Source organism: Nostoc cycadae WK-1 (genome assembly GCF_002897135.1).
Lineage (GTDB): Bacteria > Cyanobacteriota > Cyanobacteriia > Cyanobacteriales > Nostocaceae > Nostoc_B.
The window spans coordinates 1-22,988 of sequence record NZ_DF978423.1 but is presented as its reverse complement, the minus strand read 5'-3'; the positions used below and the strand labels follow the sequence as shown (position 1 = coordinate 22,988).

Annotated in this window: 21 protein-coding genes; 13 read left to right on the top strand and 8 right to left on the bottom strand. The window is 40.7% G+C overall.

Annotated elements, in window-relative coordinates; translation table 11 throughout:
• The first annotated feature begins 192 nt into the window (after window positions 1–192).
• The 4 genes from NCWK1_RS04455 to NCWK1_RS04445 all read left to right on the top strand — a co-directional run bounded on the left by NCWK1_RS04455 (window position 193) and on the right by NCWK1_RS04445 (window position 3,510).
• On the top strand, window positions 193–543 hold the full coding sequence (locus tag NCWK1_RS04455; protein WP_103123874.1) for a hypothetical protein: 351 nt from the start codon (window positions 193–195) through the stop codon (window positions 541–543).
• Window positions 544–966: 423 nt separating this feature from the next.
• Window positions 967–1,917, top strand: a complete 951-nt coding sequence (locus NCWK1_RS04450) for a class I SAM-dependent methyltransferase (protein WP_096580626.1) — start codon at window positions 967–969, stop codon at window positions 1,915–1,917.
• A gap of 99 nt (window positions 1,918–2,016) precedes the next feature.
• On the top strand, window positions 2,017–2,169 hold the full coding sequence (locus tag NCWK1_RS29395) for a hypothetical protein (protein ID WP_187308054.1): 153 nt from the start codon (window positions 2,017–2,019) through the stop codon (window positions 2,167–2,169).
• Window positions 2,170–2,340: 171 nt separating this feature from the next.
• Window positions 2,341–3,510 carry a serine/threonine protein kinase gene (locus NCWK1_RS04445; protein ID WP_096580624.1) on the top strand — a complete coding sequence of 390 codons (1,170 nt, stop codon included), beginning with the start codon at window positions 2,341–2,343 and terminating at the stop codon, window positions 3,508–3,510.
• An 84-nt stretch (window positions 3,511–3,594) separates the two neighbouring features.
• Here NCWK1_RS04445 and msrA read toward each other — a convergent pair whose 3' ends face one another.
• On the bottom strand, window positions 3,595–4,176 hold the full coding sequence (gene msrA, locus NCWK1_RS04440) for a peptide-methionine (S)-S-oxide reductase MsrA (protein ID WP_245894819.1): 582 nt from the start codon (window positions 4,174–4,176) through the stop codon (window positions 3,595–3,597).
• 228 nt (window positions 4,177–4,404) lie between these two features.
• Complete coding sequence (locus NCWK1_RS04435) at window positions 4,405–5,544, bottom strand: sensor histidine kinase (protein ID WP_096580620.1); 1,140 nt, start codon at window positions 5,542–5,544, stop codon at window positions 4,405–4,407.
• Window positions 5,545–6,125: 581 nt separating this feature from the next.
• Here NCWK1_RS04435 and NCWK1_RS04430 point away from each other — a divergent pair.
• Window positions 6,126–6,629: a DUF2808 domain-containing protein gene (locus tag NCWK1_RS04430; protein WP_103123872.1), complete on the top strand. Its 504-nt coding sequence runs from the start codon at window positions 6,126–6,128 to the stop codon at window positions 6,627–6,629.
• 157 nt (window positions 6,630–6,786) lie between these two features.
• Here NCWK1_RS04430 and NCWK1_RS04425 read toward each other — a convergent pair whose 3' ends face one another.
• A complete protein-coding gene (locus NCWK1_RS04425) occupies window positions 6,787–8,769 on the bottom strand; it encodes an amylo-alpha-1,6-glucosidase (RefSeq protein WP_103123871.1) in 1,983 nt (660 codons plus the stop codon).
• Between the two features lie 805 nt (window positions 8,770–9,574).
• Here NCWK1_RS04425 and NCWK1_RS04420 point away from each other — a divergent pair.
• The gene (locus tag NCWK1_RS04420; RefSeq protein WP_096580614.1) at window positions 9,575–10,087 is read left to right on the top strand and encodes a hypothetical protein; all 513 of its coding nucleotides are present in this window, start codon (window positions 9,575–9,577) and stop codon (window positions 10,085–10,087) included.
• Window positions 10,088–10,517: 430 nt separating this feature from the next.
• On the opposite strand, the gene NCWK1_RS04410 is transcribed toward NCWK1_RS04420, so the two are convergent.
• The 3 genes from NCWK1_RS04410 to NCWK1_RS04405 are packed head-to-tail and all read right to left on the bottom strand — an operon-like array spanning window position 10,518 to window position 11,871.
• Window positions 10,518–10,889: a cupin domain-containing protein gene (locus NCWK1_RS04410; RefSeq protein ID WP_187308053.1), complete on the bottom strand. Its 372-nt coding sequence runs from the start codon at window positions 10,887–10,889 to the stop codon at window positions 10,518–10,520.
• Window positions 10,890–10,896: 7 nt separating this feature from the next.
• A complete protein-coding gene (locus NCWK1_RS30365) occupies window positions 10,897–11,022 on the bottom strand; it encodes a hypothetical protein (RefSeq protein WP_281259082.1) in 126 nt (41 codons plus the stop codon).
• A gap of 45 nt (window positions 11,023–11,067) precedes the next feature.
• On the bottom strand, window positions 11,068–11,871 hold the full coding sequence (locus NCWK1_RS04405) for a type 1 glutamine amidotransferase (protein WP_103123870.1): 804 nt from the start codon (window positions 11,869–11,871) through the stop codon (window positions 11,068–11,070).
• A 342-nt stretch (window positions 11,872–12,213) separates the two neighbouring features.
• On the opposite strand from NCWK1_RS04405, the gene NCWK1_RS04400 reads away from it, so the two are divergent.
• Window positions 12,214–12,993: a hypothetical protein gene (locus NCWK1_RS04400; protein ID WP_103123869.1), complete on the top strand. Its 780-nt coding sequence runs from the start codon at window positions 12,214–12,216 to the stop codon at window positions 12,991–12,993.
• A 201-nt stretch (window positions 12,994–13,194) separates the two neighbouring features.
• Here NCWK1_RS04400 and NCWK1_RS04395 read toward each other — a convergent pair whose 3' ends face one another.
• The gene (locus NCWK1_RS04395; RefSeq protein ID WP_103123868.1) at window positions 13,195–14,532 is read right to left on the bottom strand and encodes a Mur ligase family protein; all 1,338 of its coding nucleotides are present in this window, start codon (window positions 14,530–14,532) and stop codon (window positions 13,195–13,197) included.
• A 244-nt stretch (window positions 14,533–14,776) separates the two neighbouring features.
• On the opposite strand from NCWK1_RS04395, the gene NCWK1_RS04390 reads away from it, so the two are divergent.
• Window positions 14,777–15,364 carry a thylakoid membrane photosystem I accumulation factor gene (locus NCWK1_RS04390; RefSeq protein ID WP_103123867.1) on the top strand — a complete coding sequence of 196 codons (588 nt, stop codon included), beginning with the start codon at window positions 14,777–14,779 and terminating at the stop codon, window positions 15,362–15,364.
• A gap of 174 nt (window positions 15,365–15,538) precedes the next feature.
• Window positions 15,539–16,147 (top strand): hypothetical protein, encoded by a 609-nt coding sequence (locus NCWK1_RS04385; RefSeq protein WP_096580604.1) that lies wholly within the window; start codon window positions 15,539–15,541, stop codon window positions 16,145–16,147.
• A gap of 160 nt (window positions 16,148–16,307) precedes the next feature.
• On the opposite strand, the gene NCWK1_RS04380 is transcribed toward NCWK1_RS04385, so the two are convergent.
• Complete coding sequence (locus NCWK1_RS04380; RefSeq protein WP_096585314.1) at window positions 16,308–16,499, bottom strand: hypothetical protein; 192 nt, start codon at window positions 16,497–16,499, stop codon at window positions 16,308–16,310.
• 514 nt (window positions 16,500–17,013) lie between these two features.
• On the opposite strand from NCWK1_RS04380, the gene NCWK1_RS04375 reads away from it, so the two are divergent.
• The 4 genes from NCWK1_RS04375 to NCWK1_RS04360 all read left to right on the top strand — a co-directional run bounded on the left by NCWK1_RS04375 (window position 17,014) and on the right by NCWK1_RS04360 (window position 22,499).
• Window positions 17,014–19,542 (top strand): mannose-1-phosphate guanyltransferase, encoded by a 2,529-nt coding sequence (locus NCWK1_RS04375; RefSeq protein ID WP_103123866.1) that lies wholly within the window; start codon window positions 17,014–17,016, stop codon window positions 19,540–19,542.
• 204 nt (window positions 19,543–19,746) lie between these two features.
• Window positions 19,747–19,956: a hypothetical protein gene (locus NCWK1_RS04370; protein ID WP_096580602.1), complete on the top strand. Its 210-nt coding sequence runs from the start codon at window positions 19,747–19,749 to the stop codon at window positions 19,954–19,956.
• A gap of 45 nt (window positions 19,957–20,001) precedes the next feature.
• Window positions 20,002–21,093, top strand: a complete 1,092-nt coding sequence (gene ychF, locus NCWK1_RS04365; protein ID WP_103123865.1) for a redox-regulated ATPase YchF — start codon at window positions 20,002–20,004, stop codon at window positions 21,091–21,093.
• A gap of 374 nt (window positions 21,094–21,467) precedes the next feature.
• The gene (locus NCWK1_RS04360; RefSeq protein WP_096580598.1) at window positions 21,468–22,499 is read left to right on the top strand and encodes a hypothetical protein; all 1,032 of its coding nucleotides are present in this window, start codon (window positions 21,468–21,470) and stop codon (window positions 22,497–22,499) included.
• The last annotated feature ends 489 nt before the right edge of the window (window positions 22,500–22,988 follow it).

The following is a 22,988-nucleotide window of genomic DNA, read 5'->3' as shown; positions in this document are numbered from 1 at the left end:
TTAATAGTACAGCAATTAAATATGATTTAAATTAGCACTCTAAGCTGATGAGTGCTAATAAATAAAGAAGTTTATTTCCTGAGATATAAAGCAAAAATAGGCTGTTTTACAGAGATAAAATTAGACATTCACAAGCCATAATTATCACAAGCCAAATCTCCTTGTAAGTAATAACCTGTTGGGAGGAACCAAATGAAATACACTTTTGATATTGTCGGGGTATCTCCAGTTTTGCAGTTTTTCAACCATCAACAACAGAGTATGCAAAAACCACTGTATCTAGGCGTGGAATATCTTGGAACACATATATGTACACTAGATGCGTTTATAGAAACGGTGGAACCTGTGCCTGCAAAATGGGGCTGGGATTTAGACCAAGTAGTAGACACAGTAGTTCGGTTTTGGGTGAATCATTCCGAAAGTATTCAATATTGGAAAGCACGCTTAAGTGACGCAGGACAAAATAATTTAGTTGTAGCCAGACTGGCAGATATTAGGGCTTTGCAAGCAGAATTTGAAACGCTCTTAGATAAAAATAAATAGTTATTAGTAAATATCATGACTTACGCAAAAATAACGTAACTCCGTCATTACGACCGATAGGGAAGTAATCTCTCCTAACCCTGGGATTGCTTCCCTACACTTCGTTCCGGTCGCAATGACATTATCGGCGTTGCGTAAGTCCTAAATATATAAGTAGGGTGACGGCTATGCAAAGATTTTGGAACTTAAGATAGTGAGAATTAGCCGTAACGCACCATCTTTTTCTGTGCGTTACGGCTTACGCCTAACACACCCTATTAACTTCATTTATTCTCAACACGCTGTATCAGTCTACCGAGGTTAAATAACACAAGAACCTAAAATTGGGAAGTTAAAAGCAAGAATAGAAAAAACGATGCTTTTGAAAGCAGCGATCAAACCTAAAATAGGTATAGGCAATTATCGCTTCATTTCCTCAAACTGATGAAAAATAAAATCAAACCTGATTGGGCTGGTGAAAGCATACTCTCCAAGTTCGTTAATCTGCTGATCCATACCAAACCTGTTTACAATGTGATGAAATACCAAGCTAGACAAGTATTAATCACAACAGCAGAAAAAAATGGAATTCCCTGGCGCAAAAACGCTGAAGCACTGCAAGGACTGATGACCAAACAACTCCTAGGTGCAGTTACGAACCCGGAAGTTGTGTATCCAGAATATTACAAAGTACCATTCCACGCTTACGCTGAGGGTAATCTTTGCTGGGAAGCGGCTTTTGAAGCGGAGTCAGCCACTTACGCCATGTCTTTGCGTGTTTGGCCGCAAGAAAATCTGACTTGGGAAGCGGCTCATGGCAGACTCAGAGGCACTTTTCATGATGTTTTGGCAGCTTACGGCCCTTTGCAGGTGAGAGAAATTCTGGACATTGGCTGCTCGATAGGTTTATCGACGATGGCGCTGCATCGTTATTATCAAGAGAAGCAAGAACAGCCAATTCGGACTGTTGGTTTAGATTTATCGCCCTATATGCTGGCTGTGGCTAAGGCGAGAGATGTGAATAATGAAATTTCTCAGTGGGTTCATGGTAGAGCCGAAAAGACAGGCTTACCAGATAATTCCTTTGACTTGGTGACACTCCAGTTTGTATGTCATGAATTGCCAAGCTATGCCAGCAAAGAGATTTTCCTGGAAGCTAAACGACTTCTCAGACCCGGTGGTTATATTGCCTTGGTAGATAATAACCCGCGATCGCCTGTAATTCAAAATCTCCCACCTGCCCTGTTTACTTTAATGAAAAGTACGGAACCTTGGAGTGATGATTACTATGGTTTCGATATTCAAGCAGCTTTGGAAGAAATAGGTTTTTCACCCACAATTGAAGTCGCCAGTGACCCCCGTCACCGGACTATTATCGGGAAAAAGCCTGTATAAGTGTTGAGTACTGATTCGATAAAGAATGTAGAGACAGAAATTTGTCTCTACATCACACATCAACATCTACTACAAATTTGAGGAGTAATAATTAGCGTAATGCAGCTCGCGGCAGAGCGATCGCAACCTGAGCTAATCGCCGCGCAATTTAAACCACCGACACCGCTACCGAGAACGACAACATCTGTTTGTCTCACCACTTTTCCCAAAACCACACCCAAACTTTTATTAGCTAATTACCGAAGTTTATGAATCGAAACACAAGGGAGATTTTTGATTAGAAGCCAAGTTTGGCTGACTAAATCAGCCTGATTCCGATTCTTAGTTGAGTTTTGGTAAACATCTGCCCCCAAATTATCTGTGTAATGTCTATCCTGGAATAGTAGGGGAATCACCTTAGCGTAAACTGCCAACAGGTGTTAGATGCTGCAAATAGAACAGATATTACACCACCGTTATCAAATCCAACGGCAACTAGGTAATAATGGCATTCGCCAAACTTGGCTGGCCAAAGATTTACAAGCTGCTGATGGGGAAGAATCATTAGTTGTGGTCAAACTTTTGGCTTTCGGCGGAACTGTCCAGTGGGATGATTTGAAGTTGTTTGAGAGGGAAGCACAAGTTCTCAAACAGCTAAAACATCCGCGGATTCCGCAATACATTGATTATTTTTGTGTTGATGACCACACATTGTGGTTTGGCTTAGTCCAAGAATATATTCCTGGGGAATCGCTCAAAGAAAAACTTGCAGTTGGTAAACACTGTACAGAAAAGCACGCCAGGAAAATTGCGACTGAGGTTTTAAAAATTCTGATATATCTGCATGAATTGAATCCTGGTGTGTTACATCGGGATATCAAGCCCAGTAATTTAATTTGGGGTGAAGATAATCAGGTATATTTGGTAGATTTCGGTGCAGTTCAAGATAAAGCTGCTAAAGAAGGTGTGACCTTTACGGTGGTTGGAACTTATGGTTATGCGCCGATGGAACAATTTGGCGGTCGGGCTGTTCCTGCATCTGACTTGTATGCTTTGGGTGCATCGTTAATTCATTTATTAACTGGTGTTCCCCCTGGTGATTTACCGCAACAAGATTTGCGGATACAATTCGCTGACCGAGTGAACGCAAGTTCTAGTTTTGTGCGCTGGTTGCAAAAGATGACTGAACCTGCGCCGGAACAACGCTTTAGTAATGCCCGCCAAGCACTTGATACTTTAAAATCGAATTTGGCTGTCAAACCTGTCAGCCATAAAATAATTAATAATTCTGGTTGTGGGATTAATTCTACGGAACCTGTACCAGAAGAGATTTTGGGATGGAATTGGGGGGCGTTTTTATTACCTTGGTTTTGGTTATGGACTAATCAGGTATGGTGTGGATTGTTTTGTTTTGTACCACAAATTGGTTGGTTTATGGCGATCGCTATGGGGGCAAAAGGCAATGAATGGGCTTGGAAAAGTAGACAATGGCGCAGTATTGAACATTTTAAAGAACATCAACGCGGTTGGGCGATCGCCGGAGTTCTCATCGGCGCACCTATGAGTTTGATTTTATGGGTTAGTGCATTTCTAGTTCTGAAGTCAATCTTTTAAGGGTGTCTGAGTTGTTGTCGTGACCGGACTTTTTGAAAAAGTCCGGGATCTAAACACCCGCATAGATAACTTTTTCAGCAAATTCTATTTAGTATAAATTTCTGGAAACGTGGTTTCAAGTTTAGCTAATTTTGGCAAGTCATTTGCTACGACATAGCGACTATCAGGATTACGCACAATATAGTTTTGATGATATTCTTCAGCTTGATAAAAACCTTGTAATGGACTTACTTCGGTGACAATTTGCTTGTTAAAGATTTTTTGTTGATTGAGTTGATCAATATATTTTTGTGCTTCTTGTTTTTGCTTATTGTTAGCAAAAAATATCACTGAACGATATTGTCTACCGGAATCAGGCCCTTGGCGATTCAATTGTGTTGGGTCATGGGCTACTAAAAAGTAAACTTTTAGTAGTTGATCGTAGGAAATTTTTGATGGATCATAAGTGATTTTCACTGATTCCGCGTGATTAGTGAATCCAGAACTGACAAGGGTATAGTCTGCGGTGGTTGCATCGCCACCAGAAAAGCCAGAAACAACATCAGAAACACCGTTGAGATGCTCAAAAACTGCTTCCATTCCCCAAAAGCAACCACCAGCGAAAACAGCTACCTGTTTATTCTGAGGTGTCGTAGTTGAGATATCACTAGCGGGAGTGGGAAACATGACACGGGATGCGCCATACAGAAGTAGAAAACTCAAGGATATGATCGATAAGTTGCGTACTAAATTGCGAGAGAGTGTAAAGTTATTATTTGACATAGGTGCGTAAACTCCTTTGATGATTGATTTAGGCGTTTGGTTATGAAATAGCGATCGCTATCTTGAAATTCAACTCGGTAATAAAATATTTATAAAACTAAGACAGCACAGGACTTTTAACTCTGTCACCTATTACCTGTTCCCTCCTAATAATGTAGGTAATTTCAAAATAAAAATACTGCCATTCCCCAGTTCTGAACGAAGTTCGATTGTACCGCCAATGCACTCTACAAGGCGTTTGACGATACATAAACCCATCCCAGTGCCGCCTGTGGAACGGGTACGAGACGCATCTACTCGATAAAATGGTTCAAAAATGCGGGACTGTTCTAATAAAGGGATACCACATCCTTTGTCGCTGACTTGAATCATTGCCCAACCATTAGCTTGAGTTAGCTGCAAGGTAATTGGCTCACCTACATCTGAGTATTTAACTGCATTGGCAATCAGATGGCTTAATATCTGCATTAGCTGATGACGTTCTGCCTTGACTTTAATAGGAAAAGGCGGGATTTCTACCTGAATTAACCGATGATGAAATTTTTCGGTTATCTCAGCTATAGCTGTAAGCAAATCATTGAGTAATAAAGGTTCAGTTTCCCAGGGACAAGGAATTGTGCTGTTATCTGCCCGTGCTAAATATAGTAAGTCTTGCAAAATATAATTCATTCTTTCCGCATCAGAAACAGCCATTTCGAGAGTTTCTTTCTGGGAAGCGGCTAAATTATGACTGCGTTGTAAACTTCTTTGCAGATATCCATAAACCATGCTCAGAGGTGTGCGTAATTCATGGGCTAAATCGCTGAACAACTGGCGTTGCTGTTCTTTGGCTTCGGAAAGCCTGGTTAAAAATTCCATCCATGTCTGGGCTAACTCCTGAATTTCGCTTGGTGTTTGGTTTAAGCCTAGCTGGTGGGGAATCAATTCATTGGTGCAGGTTTCTGCCCATTGATTTATCTGTTGTAATGGTAAAAGCGATCGCTTAATAAACAACGCTGTCAAAACAATTGTAGTAGTAAGTGAGCAAACGCCCATTATTCCCAAACTTTGAATCATCGTCAACAGTTGAGCATCATCAGCCATACCATAATTTTGATGAGCAATCATCAGAAACTGTCTGATTTCCCAACCCGCCCAGATTGTAAAGCTACTTAGTCCGAACGTCACAATCATAATGATGCCAACAGTCAACCGGAAATGAAGTGAAGCAGGGTCAATTCTGACTACAAAAAACTCGACTAATTTTCTGGAAAGATTTCCGGCAAAATTCATGGGAATATCTCATATATATAGGACTCATATTTGCATTTATAGCTACCGTCTTTGCTTTTCTCTGTTACCTGTTGCCTATTCCCCTCTACATAATTATGTTCAGTAATCAAACTAGATTTTTATAGCAACTAATTTCCTCAAATTGCCCTACATAAGTTTTTGCTTTAAACAATATCCAAGCACCGCTTTACATAATTTAACTTTAATCGCACAACGCTTGAGAAAAATGAGTTTTTCCTGAATAGAATTAAAGCTTTTGCTGAAAAAAGCTTTAATTTATTACTAACAAAATATTTTTAAAGTATCAAGTTCTATTGTATTCCCCATTCCTAATGAGGGATTTTCTTTTAAAACACCCCTATTATGAGGGTGTTTTATACATACTAAAAATTCTCTTTGATTATGAAAATTTTTTAGCTTTTTTCTATGATATGTAAGGATTTTACGCCTTAAAACTTATTATTGTACAAGAGCATTTAATGAGTGGTTTTACAAAATTTTAATGTTATCCTCAGCTTTTTTTAATGTTAATAAATTAATGTATTTAGTTAGACATATTTATCGACATCAAGGCTTGAATTATGAAAGGTTTAATTTATGGTAGTTTGTCTGCGTTAATACTCTCTACAGCCCCTACAGCTATAGCTACGCCGACCAACTCTCAACAGATTGATTCATCGTTATCATCTCAAATTGCATATACAGTTAATGTTCCCAGTATCACCAACTCTGGTGTCCGAAACGATACGCATTTTATTAAGGTGTCCGTACTGGGCATGTCTGTACAAGACTTAATGATTTCTCTACCCAATCAAATGGAACGTTTTAGTAATGTCCGGGTTGTAGATGAATCGGGTAAAGAGATTGGGGCTAAAACAGAAATTACTAAAGAACGTTTATCAATTACTTTTGACCAACCAGTGGCTTCGGGTAGTTCTTTAGAAGTGCAATTAACAGGTGTACAAACAAAGATTTTAGATGGGAGAATATTGCTCTATGGAGTGACAGCTAAACGAACTGGTTTACAAGGAGAAATTCCTGTAGGTACTGCTAGAATCGATCTTCCTTATAAAAATTCCAATTGATCATTGTCAAAACACCAACAATCTCATCTCCATTCCAGTAGTAGATACGAGAAAGCTTCGTGTCTACCACTGGCATTCTGAAACCTCATTTCTCTAAAATTAATGACCAAAAACGACCTTTACGGGTGATTCTGTAATTTAGACGTGTTTTAGCTAATCAACTCTCAGTCGCTAACCAAGCGCGTAAAACTTCTGCTACTGTCCAAGCTTGTGCAGTACATCCGCGTGGAGTCATCGGCGCATCCCCATCAAAAATTTCGCTGAGACTACCAACCCCATGTACTGTGAGATGATTAGCCATTGGTGCGAGAAATTGCCGCGCCTGTTGTGGATTTTTGTAGACGCGCAGATGAGCGAGGACAAATGACCCCAACAACCAACCCCAGACTGTTCCTTGATGGTATGCTCCATCGCGTTGATACTGATTACCACCGTATATTCCCTGGTATTGGGGATGGTCAGGAGAAAGCGATCGCAATCCATGAGAAGTCAGCAGCATTCGTCCACAAACTTCTACGACGCTTTTTTGTTGGGCTGGTGTGAGGGAGCTTTCTGGTAAAGACACAGCAAAAATTTGATTTGGACGCAACGCCGCATCATCACCATCAGGACTATCGATTACGTCATAGCAGTAACCTCGCTCCTCATTCCAAAAGCGCGAAAATCTAGCTAAAGTGCGGTCTGCCATTGCCTCATACTCTTGATGTGGTTTACCCAGTTGACGGGCAAACTTGGCCATTGTGCGTAAGGCATTATACCAAAGGGCATTAACTTCAATTGGTTTGCCAATTCGCGGTGTTACTACCCAATCTCCAACTTTGGCATCCATCCAAGTTAGTTGTGTGCCTGTCACACCTGCATAAAGTAAGCCATCTGTAGGATCAAGGTGGATACCATAGCGTGTGCCGCGACAGTGCCAATAAATGATATCTACAAGCACAGGAAACAATTCACTTAGGAAATTATCGTCGTTTGTGGCGTTGTCATAAGCGCGAATTGCTTCAAAGAACCAAAGTGTCGCATCGACTGTATTGTATTCTGGTTGCTCACCCGCATCAGGAAAGCGATTGGGTAGCATTCCCTGGTTTACATACTTAGCAAAAGTTCGGAGAATTGCCCGTGCAACCTCTGGACGGCCAGTGGCAATTGTCAACCCAGGTAAACTAATCATTGTGTCTCGTCCCCAATCACTAAACCAGGGATAACCAGCAATGATAGTTTTGCCGTGACCTTCTTCTGGTACTGGGCGGTCAACAATAAACTGGTCAGCAGCTAGTACCAGATGGTTAATCCAGGCGGGAGACTCCTGAGCATCCAGGGAACGATTACTTTGCCAAAGTTCTGTTAGTTTCTGCTCTTGAGTGTGGCGTAATTTGAGTGCTGTTTCACCATGCAAGTCTGCTAGTTTTTCTGTACTGGCGACAAAGGTAACTGCTTCTCCAGGATTGAGTTTTACGGCAAAAGTGCCAGCATGGAGATGATCTTCTCTGTCATTCAAGCCCCGATAACGCTCAACTGCCAAGTCAAAGTTATAGTACCAATTGTGAACTGGTGAAGCGTTGCCCTGATCGCTCAACAAATAAAATGGTGTAGCACTTGAATCAGCCGTTATGCAAATCCCTTGTTCTACCTGCTCAATAGACATTTGCCAGCCGTTGCTGTGGGTGTCACTGTGATAATCGCGGTAGTTGACCATTGCTTTGAGTGTCAGGTGTAAAGGTTGGGTAGCACGCCGCAAAACATATTGGATATATGTTGTGTTTGCGCCTTGCTGCATCCAGATGCGCTTTTCTAACAAAGCATCCGCCACAGCAAAACGCCAGATGGGAATTGTACCTTCTAAAGCAAAAGATTCAATGTGTCGATAACCGTGGGGGCTAACGATTTGATCTGCCCAACGATTTGTATGTAGGGGATAATAGCGATCGCCATACAAAACAGTTTCATCTAGTTTTGCCAGCAGTAAAGTACGACCTAATGGTGGATGTAATGCTGCTACAAGTAAGCCGTGATAGCGACGGGTTAGCAAACCAGCCACAGTCCCAGAAGCATAACCACCTATACCATTGGTGACTAACCATTCTCGTTTCTCTGCGGTGTCGAGATTGCCACAGATTTCCCGCCCAAATTCTATATACATAAGGCAAATCAAGTGATTTTTTAGGTTATCACTAAAATCTACTCACTACAAAGCGCTATATACGCTGTGCTGTACTAGTACAACAAGGCAAAAGTCAAAAGGAAAAAGAAAGAATAGTCATATCACAAGCCTTTTAGCAATTCCAGATGGTCACTGAGCGCAGCCAAAGTAGTCGAAGTTTGGTCTGTTTATTTCCGCCGACCTATACTAGTATCCTATCGTTATTTTGTCATATTAAATTTACTTAGACACTTGCATAATAAATTTCAATATTTATTTATGGCAAGTTGGCTTTTTAGGAGATATACAAACTATGTCTGGTATTTTTTTGGACTCAAAGTAACAGTATGCAAACTTTTAGATTGGCAATTGCTGTCTTTGTCTAACTACTATCATCCATCTATTGACATGATTTCGGCAATTGATATTTATCTGTTCTCGATTCGGCGAATCCGTTCTTACCCAGGCTAGGGAGTTTCCACGTAACTATAATCTGGACAAGACAGTAAATTTGCTGTTGTAAAAATGACTCTGTTATTTTAACTGTTTGCTACAAAATATAAATTTCACAAAACTATAAGTATTTATTCACGGTATTTAAAGTTACCTTTCTAAAAAAAAATGTTGTTTTCAATATTTAAATTTAGATTTAACTTATTTTTATGTTTAGATATTTAGCTTACCAAATCAGCATATTCAGTTAAGATTAAGCATGTTTTACTATTTAGTTGCTGGTTCTGGACTGCTAGACTCCCTAGATTAATTTCATTTTGTTATTCAATAGCTGTTAGCCCATATCGCTCCCATGCTGACCTATCATCGCAAGCCTGTGTGCTTATCACTAATTTCCACCGACCTGCCGTTCTGGTCAGTGGTAGAAACTGCTGGAACACTGTATCAAAAAGATACTGAACGATTTCATTTACTGTTAACTGCACCGCCTCTGATTACCTGTGAAGTCGAAACTTCTCCCAGTACAGAGGCAACTTTGCCCCACAGAACAAACACTGCTTACGTTCCCAGCAGCCCCAGAATTTTGTGGCTGGAAATTTCTCCATATCGGGTAATTATGACTATGCAAGGTAATGGTCAAGTAAGTTACCGCCACTTTTGGGAACAAGGCGTATACGGTGTTAGCCGTTATTGGTTGCCAACGGAATCATTACAACCACATAATCCGATTCGCTTACGCAATTTTACGAAAACATTAACACTCGCTGGCAAACAATTTCCCGAACACTTGCGGCTAGAATATGAATTGTGGGCAGAAAAAGTCCAACTGGGATGTTACATCCTCAATTTAGAAATTAAACACTGAGAATTCCAACTTTTTAATCATGCCTTTCCCAAATAAAAATTGGGGAAGGCATAATATTTATGTTTTTTAGCAAAATTTAATATGCAGTTCAGCCTGTAGGGTGAATCAATCTGGAATATAGGAATTAAGTCCCATCTGACAGATAGTCAGTTTTTTCTCAAATCCAATATGATTCCTATTACAAATGACCAATGGCAAATAATACAAGCAGCGCAATTTCTAAACTTTCCCCGTAGATTTTTGGTTAGGTTCATTACAGATTCATCCGCATATCTTATTTGAATCCTTAGCTTATGCGATCGCCTTTCGTTTATTATGGTGCAATATTCGCAAAGATGCGATCGCTCCTAGTCAACGCAGTTCTGTTGAGTTTTAGTACAGCAACCTATGGCATAAGGACTTAAAGCGTTTTGAAAACTGCTAGATTTACTCAGGCTGTTGACGATTTGATGGTTACAGGTTCATATCCAGCCTCATAAGGTGTTACGACAGAGATAAATATCAAAGGTTCATCGCCATGATTGAACACACCGTGAACACATTTGACTGGTGCTACAACTACATCTCCGGTGGTAATTATTTTGCGAGTACCTTCTATATCTAAATAATATTCACCACTACCGGATAATATTGTCCAAGTATCCTGACCATAAGGATGAATGTGCGCTCCAATTTCTTGTCCGGGTTTGACATACCAAGCAACTACAACTGCATCTGGTGATTCCGTCACAACTGAACGAATTGGTTCACCATCTGTAGGTTGAAAAAAATCAGTACTTTTGAAAATTCTCTCTATATTCATTTTCTGATTAATCTATAAATATTATCCCGACAACTAGACAAATCCAGAGAAACCATTGGGAATTTTGTTCGCCTAAAAACTTAGCGATCGCAACTCTCGAAAACCAAGCGAGAATAATAGTAGCCAGAATCAAAGAAAAACGTCTGGATGTTCTCTATGAATGTCGTGACATTTTCAATCAAGAAGATGGTACGGCAACTTTCAAGCGCTTTAGCATGGATTCTCGCGCTTGTATTGCGAGGTCATCATCTAACGGTTTGAGGGTGATGGGTTGTTGATATTTCAGCCGCAACGCTGTTTGAATTAACCAGTCAGCCACAAAAGGATTTTTGGGTAATAAGGGGCCGTGAGAATAAGTTGCGATCGCATTCTGATAAAATGCGCCTTCGGTACCATCTTCGCCATTATTGCCTAAGCCATACACCACACGCCCCAAGGCTTCCACTTTGCCTAACTTGGTGCGTCCACCGTGATTTTCAAACCCGACGAGATAGGGTTTACCACCTGTCATTTCTGCTAAATCATTTGCTAGGCGGGAGGCTGTGACTTCAATTACTAAGTTACCGATGCAACGTTTGGTATTTTCCCCAGGATGGATAGAAACTAAATCGAGTATTCCTAAACCTTCAATCCGCTGTCCTAGTCCTGGTTCATAATAATGTCCTAGCAGTTGGGGTGAACCGCAGGTAAAGACTCCTGGTGTGCCATTTTCGATTTTTTCGCGCATTGCATCAGCCTTCGCGCCTTGCAAGTCACGCATGACAATTTCTTGCTGACGGTCTTGTGCGCCACCACCTACAATTACATCTACAGATTTAATATCTTCGGCGGTGGAGTTTTGGTCTAATGGTAAAACTTTGACGCTGTATCCGCGCCACTGGGCGCGGCGTTCTATTGTAATTACATTACCGCGATCGCCATAGGTACTCATCAAAGTTGGATACAACCAACCAATAGTTAATTCTAATTGTTCAGAACTCATAACTCTTTACTCATAACTGATAATTTATAACTTTTTTCTTTCTATGGTTGCAGCATTAGGTGCATATCTACAACCAAAGATGCTGGGGTCAGCATATCGTAAATCTGTCCTCGGTAATGGGTTTGGTAGTTAAAATTTTTGGATGGATAGACATATAGTAATTATTGCCAGACTTCAGTATTTTAGGCCACAGTTTTGTAATTGTCAGACAGTCATAATCTCCACAGGTGACTGTAAATTTACTAAATATTGGGTAAATAGTTACACTGTGTTTTCAAATTCCGAAAAAGTTAACTTTATTTAACTAAGCGACAAATTCTGAATATCTAAAACGGAGATTATATGCAAGCAATTGAAGCTCCCAATTTGACGGTAATTGCGTATGAAAATGCAGTTCCTGTGTCTCAACTACCTTCTGTGTGGCAAGATATTGCTCAAGGATTGGCAAATGTGGGAATGCCTGATCCACAAAGTTATGTTGAGATGGCACAGTTATTTCAATATAAGTTAGAACAGGGTGATGTTGACTTATTTAACGAACGTCCAGAACTAGAATATCTCAAATCGTCATTCTCCCAGCTATTTGGAAAGTTAGCTTGGGAAACCCTAGAATTTTACGGTTATGACTTTATAAAAACTAGCTATCCAGATTTTTCTACACTGCTTCAATATGTAGAATCAAAGGGAGAAGAGTTTGCAAATGAAGTAAAAGTAGCTCGGATAGGAATAGAACTTTTCCAAGAGTTTGGCTATGAACTACCAGCTAGTTTTTATCATGTGCATTTAGCACCAATTTACCGCGATCATGTATTTGAAGAACGCGCTTTAAGATTTGATAAGCGTGATATCGAACATAAGCGTTCTTGGGATGCGATATTACACGCAGGTAAGGTTTTTGCGATGCAAATGAAGGTGCAAAGTATAGCCTCTAAATATGGCTTTACTTATCAACATGGTTGTGGTTGCAATTCTCACCTATCTTCTATTGATACATCTCGTGGGGTATTTGAGTATGAATTCAACCCCGAAAAGCGTCAACGGTGGTTGAGAAGTTTTATCTGGACTGCTTGGTATGAATACGCTTTCTTTCCTATTGTCCCGAATACCAGTTATTTAACTTGAGTTCGATGAGGGCTGTTTTGACCTCACCCCCAGCCCCTCTCCTACGAGGAGAGGGGAGTAAAACTCTTATTTTTCATTGCTCCTCCCTCGCCTTTTAGGAGAGGGAGGCTGGGAGGGAGAGGTCTGTCGAATTCACGTTTATTTAGTTTAGGAAGTGAGAAAGATTATAAAAAAGCTTCTCAATTCCCTATTTCCCATTCCCTAAAGAATTTTTCTGCCGGTTAACACTTCACGTACTTCTAGCATGGCGGAATAAGTAGGTAGAATATGTAAGGTTTCGTTGTCTGGTGTATTTTTTAAGGCAGTTGCGATCGCTTGGCGTAAATCTTCTTCTACAATTAAGTTTAAGTTACTCTCCAGAGACTTGTCGCTGTAGCGTAGACGTAAAGCCATATCATAAACGCGATCGCCACTCACTACAATAGTTCCGCCGCGTTCGACTAATTTTTCTGTATCCACATCCCAAATCCAGGATACATCAGTACCATCGGGAGTGCGATCATTTAAAACCATTAGTGTAGTTTTATCAGTACTTTGATTCACTACCCGAATAGTTTCATTTGTTCCTACAGGATTTTTTGATAATAAAATTCTGACCTTTTTACCATCAATTACTAAATCTTCTGCACGACCGAATGCAGCTTGGAAATTATTAATAGTATCTCTAATTGTTGCTTCATCAACGCCCAATTCAATGGCAGCAGTCGCAGCAGCTAAAGTATTATATTTGTTATACAAACCAACCAAAATTTGTCCCCACTCGCTACTTTCTAGGGTTGGTTTACTCTTACTAAAACCGCAACTCGGACAAGTAAAATCTCCCAAATGAGATAAATAAACGCCTTTGTAATCTAAAGAATGACCACAATTAGGGCAATAAATAGAATCTACCGCGTGCTGAATTGATTCCAGATACTGTTCTGGTTCATTCAAACCAAAGAATAACACTCGTTGCGGTAACTGCTGACCGAGGTGCGATAAAGTCGGGTCATCAGCATTAGGAATTACCACCGTTTCTTTTGGCAGAGTCGAAATTACCTTTGTCCAGCGTTTACTAATGGTATCTACTTCCCCGTACCTGTCAAGTTGGTCGCGGAACAAGTTTAAACAAAGGATAATTCGCGGCTGGAGTGGCGTTAAGACTTTCGGTACAATATTCTCGTCTACTTCCAAAATGGCGTAGTCAGCAGCCAGTGAACCTACCAAGTTAGTGTTTTCTAGTAAAGCTGTCATCAAACCATTTTCCAGGTTTGCACCTGTGGAATTATGGGCGACGCGATAGCCTTTGCGTTCCAGAATTGTTTTTAACAGCAGCGACGTGGTAGTTTTGCCATTAGTCCCAGCGATGAGAATTACACCATTTTTTACCTGCTGACTCAATAATTGCAACAGTCGAGGTTCAATTCGCCGCGCAATTGACCCTGGTAATACACTAGCAGCACCTAGACGCAGCGATCGCACCGCAAATGTTACAGTTTTCGCCGCAGATACCGCAAAACCTAGTCGCACTCTATCTATTAGTTTGATTTTATTGCCCACTTTTTTACCTTAATCTTCAGATGGTTGGTAATTAATGTAGTTGTAAATTTAATCTTGTGAGTTTAGCGAATCTTGACTCAAAAAGCCAGCACTAGGAAAGTATGAAGTGTGAAAAAGAAATTTCATACTTCATCCGTAAGACGTTATCTTAAAAAATAGTGCGCGGGTGTAATTACTTATCCAGCCCAGGTTGCCGAATTCAGCACAAACTTACGACAAATCGTAGCTTGCAAGGTTCCTTTTGATGAATATTACAAAGTTGATTTTTTTACAAGAATGTATGCCTGACTGGCGACGGTTGGTATCAAAATGCCTGTTGTTGCTTGTGTGTTTACTGATGTTCAGTATCAAACCTGCTTTCGCTGGTATTAATGATGATCTTTACGATGGCAATATGTTTGTCGTTTATGCTGGCAATGGTTCCTTAGTTCCACCAAGACAGACACTAGCACAGACTTTAGTAGAACATAAACCTGCATTTTTAGCATTTTATGTTGATGATAGTAGCGATTGCAAAAAATATGCCATTGTAATTTCTCGCGTCCAGGAGTTTTACGGACGAGTAGCAGAGATTATCCCCATTGATGTTGATACAATCCCAGTCAAAGCAAAATATGATCCCACGGAACCTGGATATTACTATTCTGGGGGTGTGCCTCAAGTTGTCGTGTTTAATCAATCAGGGAAAGTATTGTTAAATAAAAAAGGTCAAGTACCTTTTGAGGAAATAGACGATAAATTCCGCGAAGTGTTTGATTTATTACCACGCTCTGAATCAGTGGAATTAAAACGGCGTTCTTTCAACGAATTTAGTAGTGAGTTAGCTAAATAACTGCCAGGGTAGACTGAGATGGTCTACCCTAATTTTTAGTACTGTTGGCTACTGCATTCCCATTCATCCAAAGGATAATGTTTAAATAACCTGTTGTCACAACTGCGGGAATCAATTAATAGTCTCAAGTTCAAAACTATTGACTATTGACCCTTGACCCTTGACTAATAACTGATGTCAAAAGTTTACACTACCGAAGAGCTAATCCAAATTTTGGCAGCCGAACGCCAAGCTTGTCTAAAGGGAGAGCGTCTGAAGTTAGAAGTAACAGTCTCTGGCAATCCTGTAATAGACCAGTTTATCAGAACCGAGGGGTTCCAAAAGTTCACTGCTTATCAAGATTTCAAGGCGGCTATTCACAATTATCAAAGAGAACATCATATTTCTGGCATTGTCTGGCGCGAAATGACAGTCAAAGGCAAAACCTTGCGCTATCCAGAAGTAGATACCGAATTAGTAGGGTTGACTAGTGACATAGCAATATTACAATCTGCCAAAAATTCGATCTTGAATTTTTGGTATGAAGTCACTATAGATATGGATTTACATTTAAGTTTTAATAATAGTAAGCAATATCAACAAATTACTACACCTGATGTCGAAAGAATTGCTCAAAGAACTGAATGGGCAAGTTTATGGAAGTGGCAAAATCCTAACTTTTTAGAAATGATTTTACAGCTAGGATGGGGTAATCCCGAAGAAGCCAGATATAAACGCGGTAGACCACATTCTGGTAGTGAATATATTCATGCAGTTAATCCAGGTAATTTACCTATTGGTTAAGTGATATAGCAGCCCTAAATTATTTATGAACAGCAAGATACCCGACTTCTTCAACAAGTCGGGTATCTGAGCCTCTCGAATTTAACAAAACAACTAACTAAACTATTTTAAGATGTAGGCGATCGCCAGCATTCGATACTTGCAAACTTAAAATTAACCCCTACCCCTTCAGCGCCTTTCTAAAGTTGCGCCGATAGGATTGATTGGCGATAAATAAAGCAGGCCATAAAACAGATAAAGCAATGCGATTGAGTAAGGATGGTGTAAAGTTAGTCCTTGTAAATCCAGTCCAAAACTTCCAACCTAAACCGACATAACCTACTATCAAAACAAATACAATTAAGTTGCTCACTTGAATTAACTCCATTCGCTACTGACTAAATTGAAGTTAAGAATTGTCAAAATATATCAGCAATTCTTAATTTATACTAACAAAGTAGATTTTAGCCCTAATGTTATAACCACTGAAGGATGGATTAGTACATTCTCTAACTCCAGTGTAAAGTAGCATCTGGCATTGTAGCTAGTTCACCTAGTATCCTATTACCAAAACCGAAATTAAGCTCAATTATCAAGTTAAAAAGAAATATATTATTCTAGATTTCTATGTTCTTTTTTCTACTTCCTTACTACCTCAAAAGCCTTTGAAACTGGCATAATAAATGAACTCGATTACCAGAAACATTTCTTAATTTTTTTCTAGACAAATCAGCGACTGTGTTGAGTAAATATGCTTAACATTTATTAGATGCCTCTTGTGGAAGTTCCTGAAATCAGAACATCTATAGGACACTAATGAAAGATAAAACCAACATATTTTCATGGGTTTGTAAGCAGCTAAGGTTGCAAATAGTTTAGGAGGACTTATGCGTGCAGTACTGATGGCAGGCGGTTCAGGGACAAGGCTTCGTCCGTTAACTTGCGATTTACCCAAACCGATGGTGCCGATTCTCAATCGTCCCATTGCCGAACACATTATTAATCTTCTCAAAAGACATCAAATCACTGAAGTGATTGCAACATTACATTACTTACCTGATGTCTTGCGAGATTATTTTCAAGACGGTAGCGATTTTGGCGTACAAATGACCTACGCTGTGGAAGAAGACCAGCCGCTGGGGACAGCCGGCTGTGTCAAAAATATTGCCGAACTTCTTGATGAAACTTTTTTAGTAATTAGCGGTGATAGCATCACAGATTTTGATTTAACAGCAGCAATCGAATTTCATAAACAAAAACAATCAAAAGCCACTTTGATTTTAACTAGGGTTCCCAATCCCATTGAGTTTGGGGTGGTAATTACCGATGAAGAAGGAAAAATTAAGCGATTTTTAGAAAAACCTTCTACCAGCGAAATTTTTTCAGATACAGTCAACACTGGTATTTATATTCTGGAACCAGAAGCTTTAGATTATTTACCAGATAACACTGAATCTGACTTTTCTAAAGATTTATTTCCCTTACTTTTGGCAAAAAATGAACCAATGTATGGTTACATTGCCCAAGGTTACTGGTGCGATGTTGGTCATCTAGATGCTTATCGAGAAGCTCAATATGATGCTTTAGATCGGAAGGTAAAACTCGATTTTGCTTATGAAGAAATTTCCCCTGGGATCTGGATAGGACAAAATACTTTTGTTGACACGACGGCTCATATTGAAACTCCCACAATTATTGGGGACAATTGCCGAATTGGGGCAAGAGTGCAAATTGAAGCTGGGACTGTAATTGGTGATAACGTTACAGTTGGGGCTGATGCCAATCTCAAGCGTCCGATTGTGTGGAATGGGGCATTTGTTGGCGAAGAAGCACATTTAAGTGCCTGTGTGATTTCCCGTGGTAGCCGCGTAGACCGTCGCGCTCATGTATTAGAAGCGGCTGTAGTAGGTTCGTTATCTACGGTGGGAGAAGAAGCACAAATTAGTACTGGTGTGCGTGTTTGGCCGAGTAAAAAAATTGAATCCGGTGCAATTTTAAACATCAACTTAATTTGGGGTAATACTGCCCAACGAAATTTATTTGGGCAACGTGGTGTGCAAGGATTGGCGAATATCGACATTACGCCAGAGTTTGCTGTGCGTTTGGGTTCAGCTTACGGTTCGACTTTAAAACCTGGTTCTAAAGTCACAGTGTCGAGAGACCAACGGAACATTTCTCGGATGGTGACGCGATCGCTCATTGCCGGTTTAATGTCTGTAGGGGTTGATATTCAAAACCTCGATGCTACTGCTATCCCCATCGCCCGGACAGTTATTCCTACTATGTCCGTGGCTGGTGGTATCCATGTCAGGGTACATCCCGACCGCCCCGACTACACCTTAATTGAATTCATGGATGCCAAAGGCATTAACATTTCTAAAGCCCAAGAAAAGAAAATTGAAGGGGCTTATTTTAAAGAAGATATGCGGCGGGCGTTGATTCATGAAGTTGGCGATGTTGCTTATCCCAGCCAAGTCATTGACCGTTACTGCACCGCTTTTGAGAAATTACTGCATGTTTCTACCCTCACCAACAGTCGCGCCAAAATCGTCATAGATTATGTTTATGCTGTGTCGGGGGCTGTTTTACCCCAAATGCTAGATAAATTTGGTGCGGATGCAGTGGTGCTAAATGCCAGCTTGAATAAACACGCTGTCACCACTGCTGATCGGGAAGGACTGTTGACTCAGCTAGGTCATGTAGTGGAAGCACTCAAAGCTAATTTTGGTGTGCAAGTCTCAGCTAATGGCGAACAGCTAATTTTAGTAGATGAGTCTGGCTTTCCAATTCGCGGCGAAATGTTAACCGCCCTGATGGTAGACATGATATTAACCTCGAACCCCAGAGGTACAGTAGTTGTCCCAGTTCACGCCTCCAGTGCAGTGGAACAAGTCGCCCGTCGCCACGATGGTAGAGTAATTCGGACTAAGGCTAACCCAACAGCTTTAATGGAAGCTTGTCAAAGAAATTCTAATGTCGTGTTGGGAGGTAGTGGCGATACTGGTTTCATTTTCCCGCAGCTACATCCAGGGTTTGATTCCATGTTTTGCATTGCCAAAATTATTGAAATGCTGACAATTCAGGAGCGATCGCTCGCTACTGCGCGTTCCGAATTACCCCGCGTAATTCACAGAACCCAGACAATTCGCTGTCCTTGGACTGCTAAGGGTGCATTAATGCGTTACTTGGTAGAAACTCACCCAGCCCAAAACCTCGAACTCATCGATGGCGTGAAAATTGGTCAACCTTTTGATGACAATTGGCTATTAGTTTTACCTGATGCTAGTGAGCCATTAGTACATTTATATGCAAACAGTGGCGATCGCGATTGGGTAGACGACACCATCCGCAACTACCGCCACCGTGTCCAAACTTTTGTAGAAAGACAGCAAGAATATCACCCAGCAGAAGTTTGATTTTGCTGGACAGGGGTGTAAGGGAGTTGAAAATCTATATCCTTACACTTCCGCCTCTAATAACTCAAAACCTTTAACTTTGTAACCTACTACATTTCATACTTGAGACTTCACACTTCAGCCTTTTTCCATTATCTAGGCAGATGTCAGCATCTAAGGTAATCATCTAGCTTGGGAAAGTCAGCTAATTTAACTAGACTACCCATGATTGATCTTCAAGCTATTGCGATTCCTGAACCGCAAATTCCGACTCCGCAACCAAATCCCCTACCCAGCCCGGAACCGACACCAAATCCAGGAATTCCCGAACCTCTACCGGAACCTGTACCAGCACCAATTCCTCAGACAGTCCCCGCCCCAATTCCCCAAACAGTTCCCGGCACAATTCCCCAAACCATACCTGAACCTGTTTGAATTATCTTAGTAGTTTGAGCCAAAATCAAAAATCTAAAATCCAAAATGCTAAGAGCCGGAATTGTCGGACTTCCCAACGTCGGAAAATCTACTTTATTTAATGCCGTAGTAGCCAATGCCAAAGCAGAGGCTGCTAACTTTCCCTTCTGCACGATTGAACCGAATGTCGGCGTTGTCGCAGTACCGGATGAACGGTTAAATGTGCTTTCGCAAATTGCTGGTTCTGCACAAATTATCCCAGCCCGTGTGGAGTTTGTGGATATTGCCGGCTTGGTGAAAGGTGCAAGTCAGGGTGAGGGACTGGGGAATCAGTTTTTATCTCATATTCGAGAAGTTGATGCGATCGTTCATGTGGTACGTTGTTTCGAGAATGATGATATTATCCACGTTGCCGGTTCTGTCGATCCGGCACGGGATATTGAAATTATTAATTTGGAACTTGGTTTAGCAGATTTAGCCCAAATTGAGCGACGTATTGAACGCACCCGCAAACAAGCCCGCACCAGTAAAGACGCTCAGTTTGAAATCACAGTTCTCGAAAAATTAATTGCCGCTTTAAATGAAGGTAAATCTGTACGTCAAGTCAGTTTAAATGAAGAAGAATCCGTAATTATTCAAGGACTAGGACTGCTCACTAGTAAACCCATTATCTACGCGGCTAATGTTTCAGAAGATGACTTAGCAACTGGTAATGAATTTGTTGAAAGAGTCCGGCCAATTGCCGCGCAAAAAAATGCTCAAGTCGTGATTGTATCTGCTCAAGTAGAAGCAGAATTAGTAGAATTAGCTGAAGAAGACAAAGCAGATTTCTTAGAATCTTTAGGTGTCAAAGAAGGCGGCTTGAAATCTTTAATTCGTGCCACTTACACACTATTGGGTTTACGGACATATTTCACCAGTGGCCCTAAAGAAACCCGCGCTTGGACAATTCACGCAGGTATGTCTGCACCCCAAGCCGCAGGTGTGATTCACTCTGATTTTGAACGGGGATTTATTCGCGCTGAAACCGTTGCTTATCATGATTTAGTAGCAAATGGCTCGATGAAAGGTGCAAAAGAAAAAGGCTTAGTCAGAAGTGAAGGCAAAGAATACATCGTCCAAGAAGGGGATGTCATGTTATTCCTATTTAACGTGTAGATTAATTAGGGGTACGAGGTGTAGGGACGAATGGGTCAGGACTTATGCAAAAATAACGTAACTCCGTCATTACGAGCGATCGTAAAGTAATCTCCCCTGACGCTGGGATTGCTTCTCCATAGTCTATTCTGGTCGCAATGACAATATCGGCGTTGCGTAAGTCCTATGGGTGTAAGGGTGTAAAACACCTTCACCCTTACACATACATAAATAAACTTAACTATTTTTGATCAGTCCCTACCAGTATGGGTAGGCTGGATCATAAAAGCAGGTTTTCACCAACAACTGATAATTACACTCCCTAACGGAATCTTGCTTTATCACACGCAGATTATGTCATAATAAGCCGACGCATACCCTAGTCAGCCATTACCGTGCAAGATACCGACACTATTAATGACCTTGCTGCTGCCCTACAACAGCCAACTGATATTAGTTTTGAACTGCCAGACCCAGAAGATGAGCAGATTCCTGAGTCTGATTTTTTACAACAGTTGGAGATAGCTTGGCAAGTATGCGATCGCTTTGACCTGCAAACAGAAATTTGGCGGGGGAGAATTTTACGAGCAGTACGCGATAGAGAAAAAAAAGGTGGTGATGGTAGGGGTACAGGCTTTCTGAAATGGCTGAAGGAACGAGAAATCAGCAAGAGTCAAGCTTATTCTTGGATTCAACTAGCGAATAGTGCTGATACTCTTTTAGAAGAAGGTAGACTGGAACCTGCCGCAGTCAATAACTTTAGCAAACGCGCCTTTGTCGAAACAGCTAAATCTGCCCCAGAAGTACAACAAATGGTGAGTGAAGCCGCCCAAAAAGGCGATCGCATTACACGCCGAGAAGTCCGTCAACTCACTGATGAATGGATGGCGATGTCTTCAGATTTAATCCCTGAACCAGTAAAGGTCAAAGCCGCGGATAATTCCTTACCACCGCGATATATTGCCCCACTGGTAAAAGAAATGGAAAAATTGCCAGAACAACACCAAAAATTTATTCAAAAAGAAATCATTGCCAACCCTGATATAGATACTATTAAACAGGTAACTACAGAAGCGCGTCAGTTAGCCAAATATCTCAAATCTGCGGCACAAGTCCAAGCACTGGCTAAAGAAGAAGTAGACATAGAAACCGCCTTAGAAGAAGCCCACAGAGTTGGCTGTTTAAGTGTAGCGGCTGATTTAGTCAATCAAGCTTCCCAAATGGAACAACTGATTGGCAAGTTGTACATGACTTGGAAACGCATTAGTAGTTTAGCAGATAGATTATATGTAGATACTGGTGCCAGTACACCAAACCTGCGATCGCTCCTCAGTTGCATTGAACCTCTTGGTACGGAAGTTATGGAACTACAACTCAGCGGGACAACAGAACACACTGTCCGCTTACAAATTCAAGAAACGAATTAGCAGGACTTACGTTACAATTGGTTAAACTATGTACAAAACCAGGCTGGTCAATAATTTTACGACAACGTTGAATTAAAATTTCCTCAACCTCATCTAGACTATCAAAACAGCGATTAACAATCGGTTCCTTCGCAATAATTCACAAACGCTCGGCTGGTTGTAATTCTGGATAGTGAGAAGGCAGAAACTCTAAGTGTACACCTTGTGAAATATTGAATTTAGCAACCTTGTGCCAGCCTAGTCAACAACCAGAATTACCTGTTTTTCTCGCCAATATCACAGTGTTGAGCTAAATCTGCAAGTACCTAATTGAATAGTTGAATATTGTGTTTCAATGCTCTGGGCAAAATAAGAACGATAGTTAGGATGGGATGCCTTTACAAAGAAACAAAACTATGTATCTGATATGAAAATCTAAATTCAGCAATATAAAACAAATAGCCCCTTTCTTACAAGAAAAGGGCTATTTGTTTGAATATAGAACCTGGC

What these genes read in the sequence shown, in the direction of transcription:
- NCWK1_RS04400 (WP_103123869.1), top strand. Translation starts at nt 12,214, where the DNA reads ATGCAAGCAATTGAAGCTCCCAATTTGACGGTAATTGCGTATGAAAAT.
- NCWK1_RS04455 (WP_103123874.1), top strand. Translation starts at nt 193, where the DNA reads ATGAAATACACTTTTGATATTGTCGGGGTATCTCCAGTTTTGCAGTTT.
- msrA (WP_245894819.1), bottom strand. Translation starts at nt 4,176, where the DNA reads ATGTTTCCCACTCCCGCTAGTGATATCTCAACTACGACACCTCAGAAT.
- NCWK1_RS04420 (WP_096580614.1), top strand. Translation starts at nt 9,575, where the DNA reads ATGCTGACCTATCATCGCAAGCCTGTGTGCTTATCACTAATTTCCACC.
- ychF (WP_103123865.1), top strand. Translation starts at nt 20,002, where the DNA reads ATGCTAAGAGCCGGAATTGTCGGACTTCCCAACGTCGGAAAATCTACT.
- NCWK1_RS04410 (WP_187308053.1), bottom strand. Translation starts at nt 10,889, where the DNA reads ATGAATATAGAGAGAATTTTCAAAAGTACTGATTTTTTTCAACCTACA.
- NCWK1_RS04370 (WP_096580602.1), top strand. Translation starts at nt 19,747, where the DNA reads ATGATTGATCTTCAAGCTATTGCGATTCCTGAACCGCAAATTCCGACT.
- NCWK1_RS04435 (WP_096580620.1), bottom strand. Translation starts at nt 5,544, where the DNA reads ATGAATTTTGCCGGAAATCTTTCCAGAAAATTAGTCGAGTTTTTTGTA.
- NCWK1_RS04445 (WP_096580624.1), top strand. Translation starts at nt 2,341, where the DNA reads ATGCTGCAAATAGAACAGATATTACACCACCGTTATCAAATCCAACGG.
- NCWK1_RS29395 (WP_187308054.1), top strand. Translation starts at nt 2,017, where the DNA reads ATGCAGCTCGCGGCAGAGCGATCGCAACCTGAGCTAATCGCCGCGCAA.
- NCWK1_RS04375 (WP_103123866.1), top strand. Translation starts at nt 17,014, where the DNA reads ATGCGTGCAGTACTGATGGCAGGCGGTTCAGGGACAAGGCTTCGTCCG.
- NCWK1_RS04385 (WP_096580604.1), top strand. Translation starts at nt 15,539, where the DNA reads ATGTCAAAAGTTTACACTACCGAAGAGCTAATCCAAATTTTGGCAGCC.
- NCWK1_RS04405 (WP_103123870.1), bottom strand. Translation starts at nt 11,871, where the DNA reads ATGAGTTCTGAACAATTAGAATTAACTATTGGTTGGTTGTATCCAACT.
- NCWK1_RS04390 (WP_103123867.1), top strand. Translation starts at nt 14,777, where the DNA reads ATGAATATTACAAAGTTGATTTTTTTACAAGAATGTATGCCTGACTGG.
- NCWK1_RS04430 (WP_103123872.1), top strand. Translation starts at nt 6,126, where the DNA reads ATGAAAGGTTTAATTTATGGTAGTTTGTCTGCGTTAATACTCTCTACA.
- NCWK1_RS04425 (WP_103123871.1), bottom strand. Translation starts at nt 8,769, where the DNA reads ATGTATATAGAATTTGGGCGGGAAATCTGTGGCAATCTCGACACCGCA.
- NCWK1_RS04450 (WP_096580626.1), top strand. Translation starts at nt 967, where the DNA reads ATGAAAAATAAAATCAAACCTGATTGGGCTGGTGAAAGCATACTCTCC.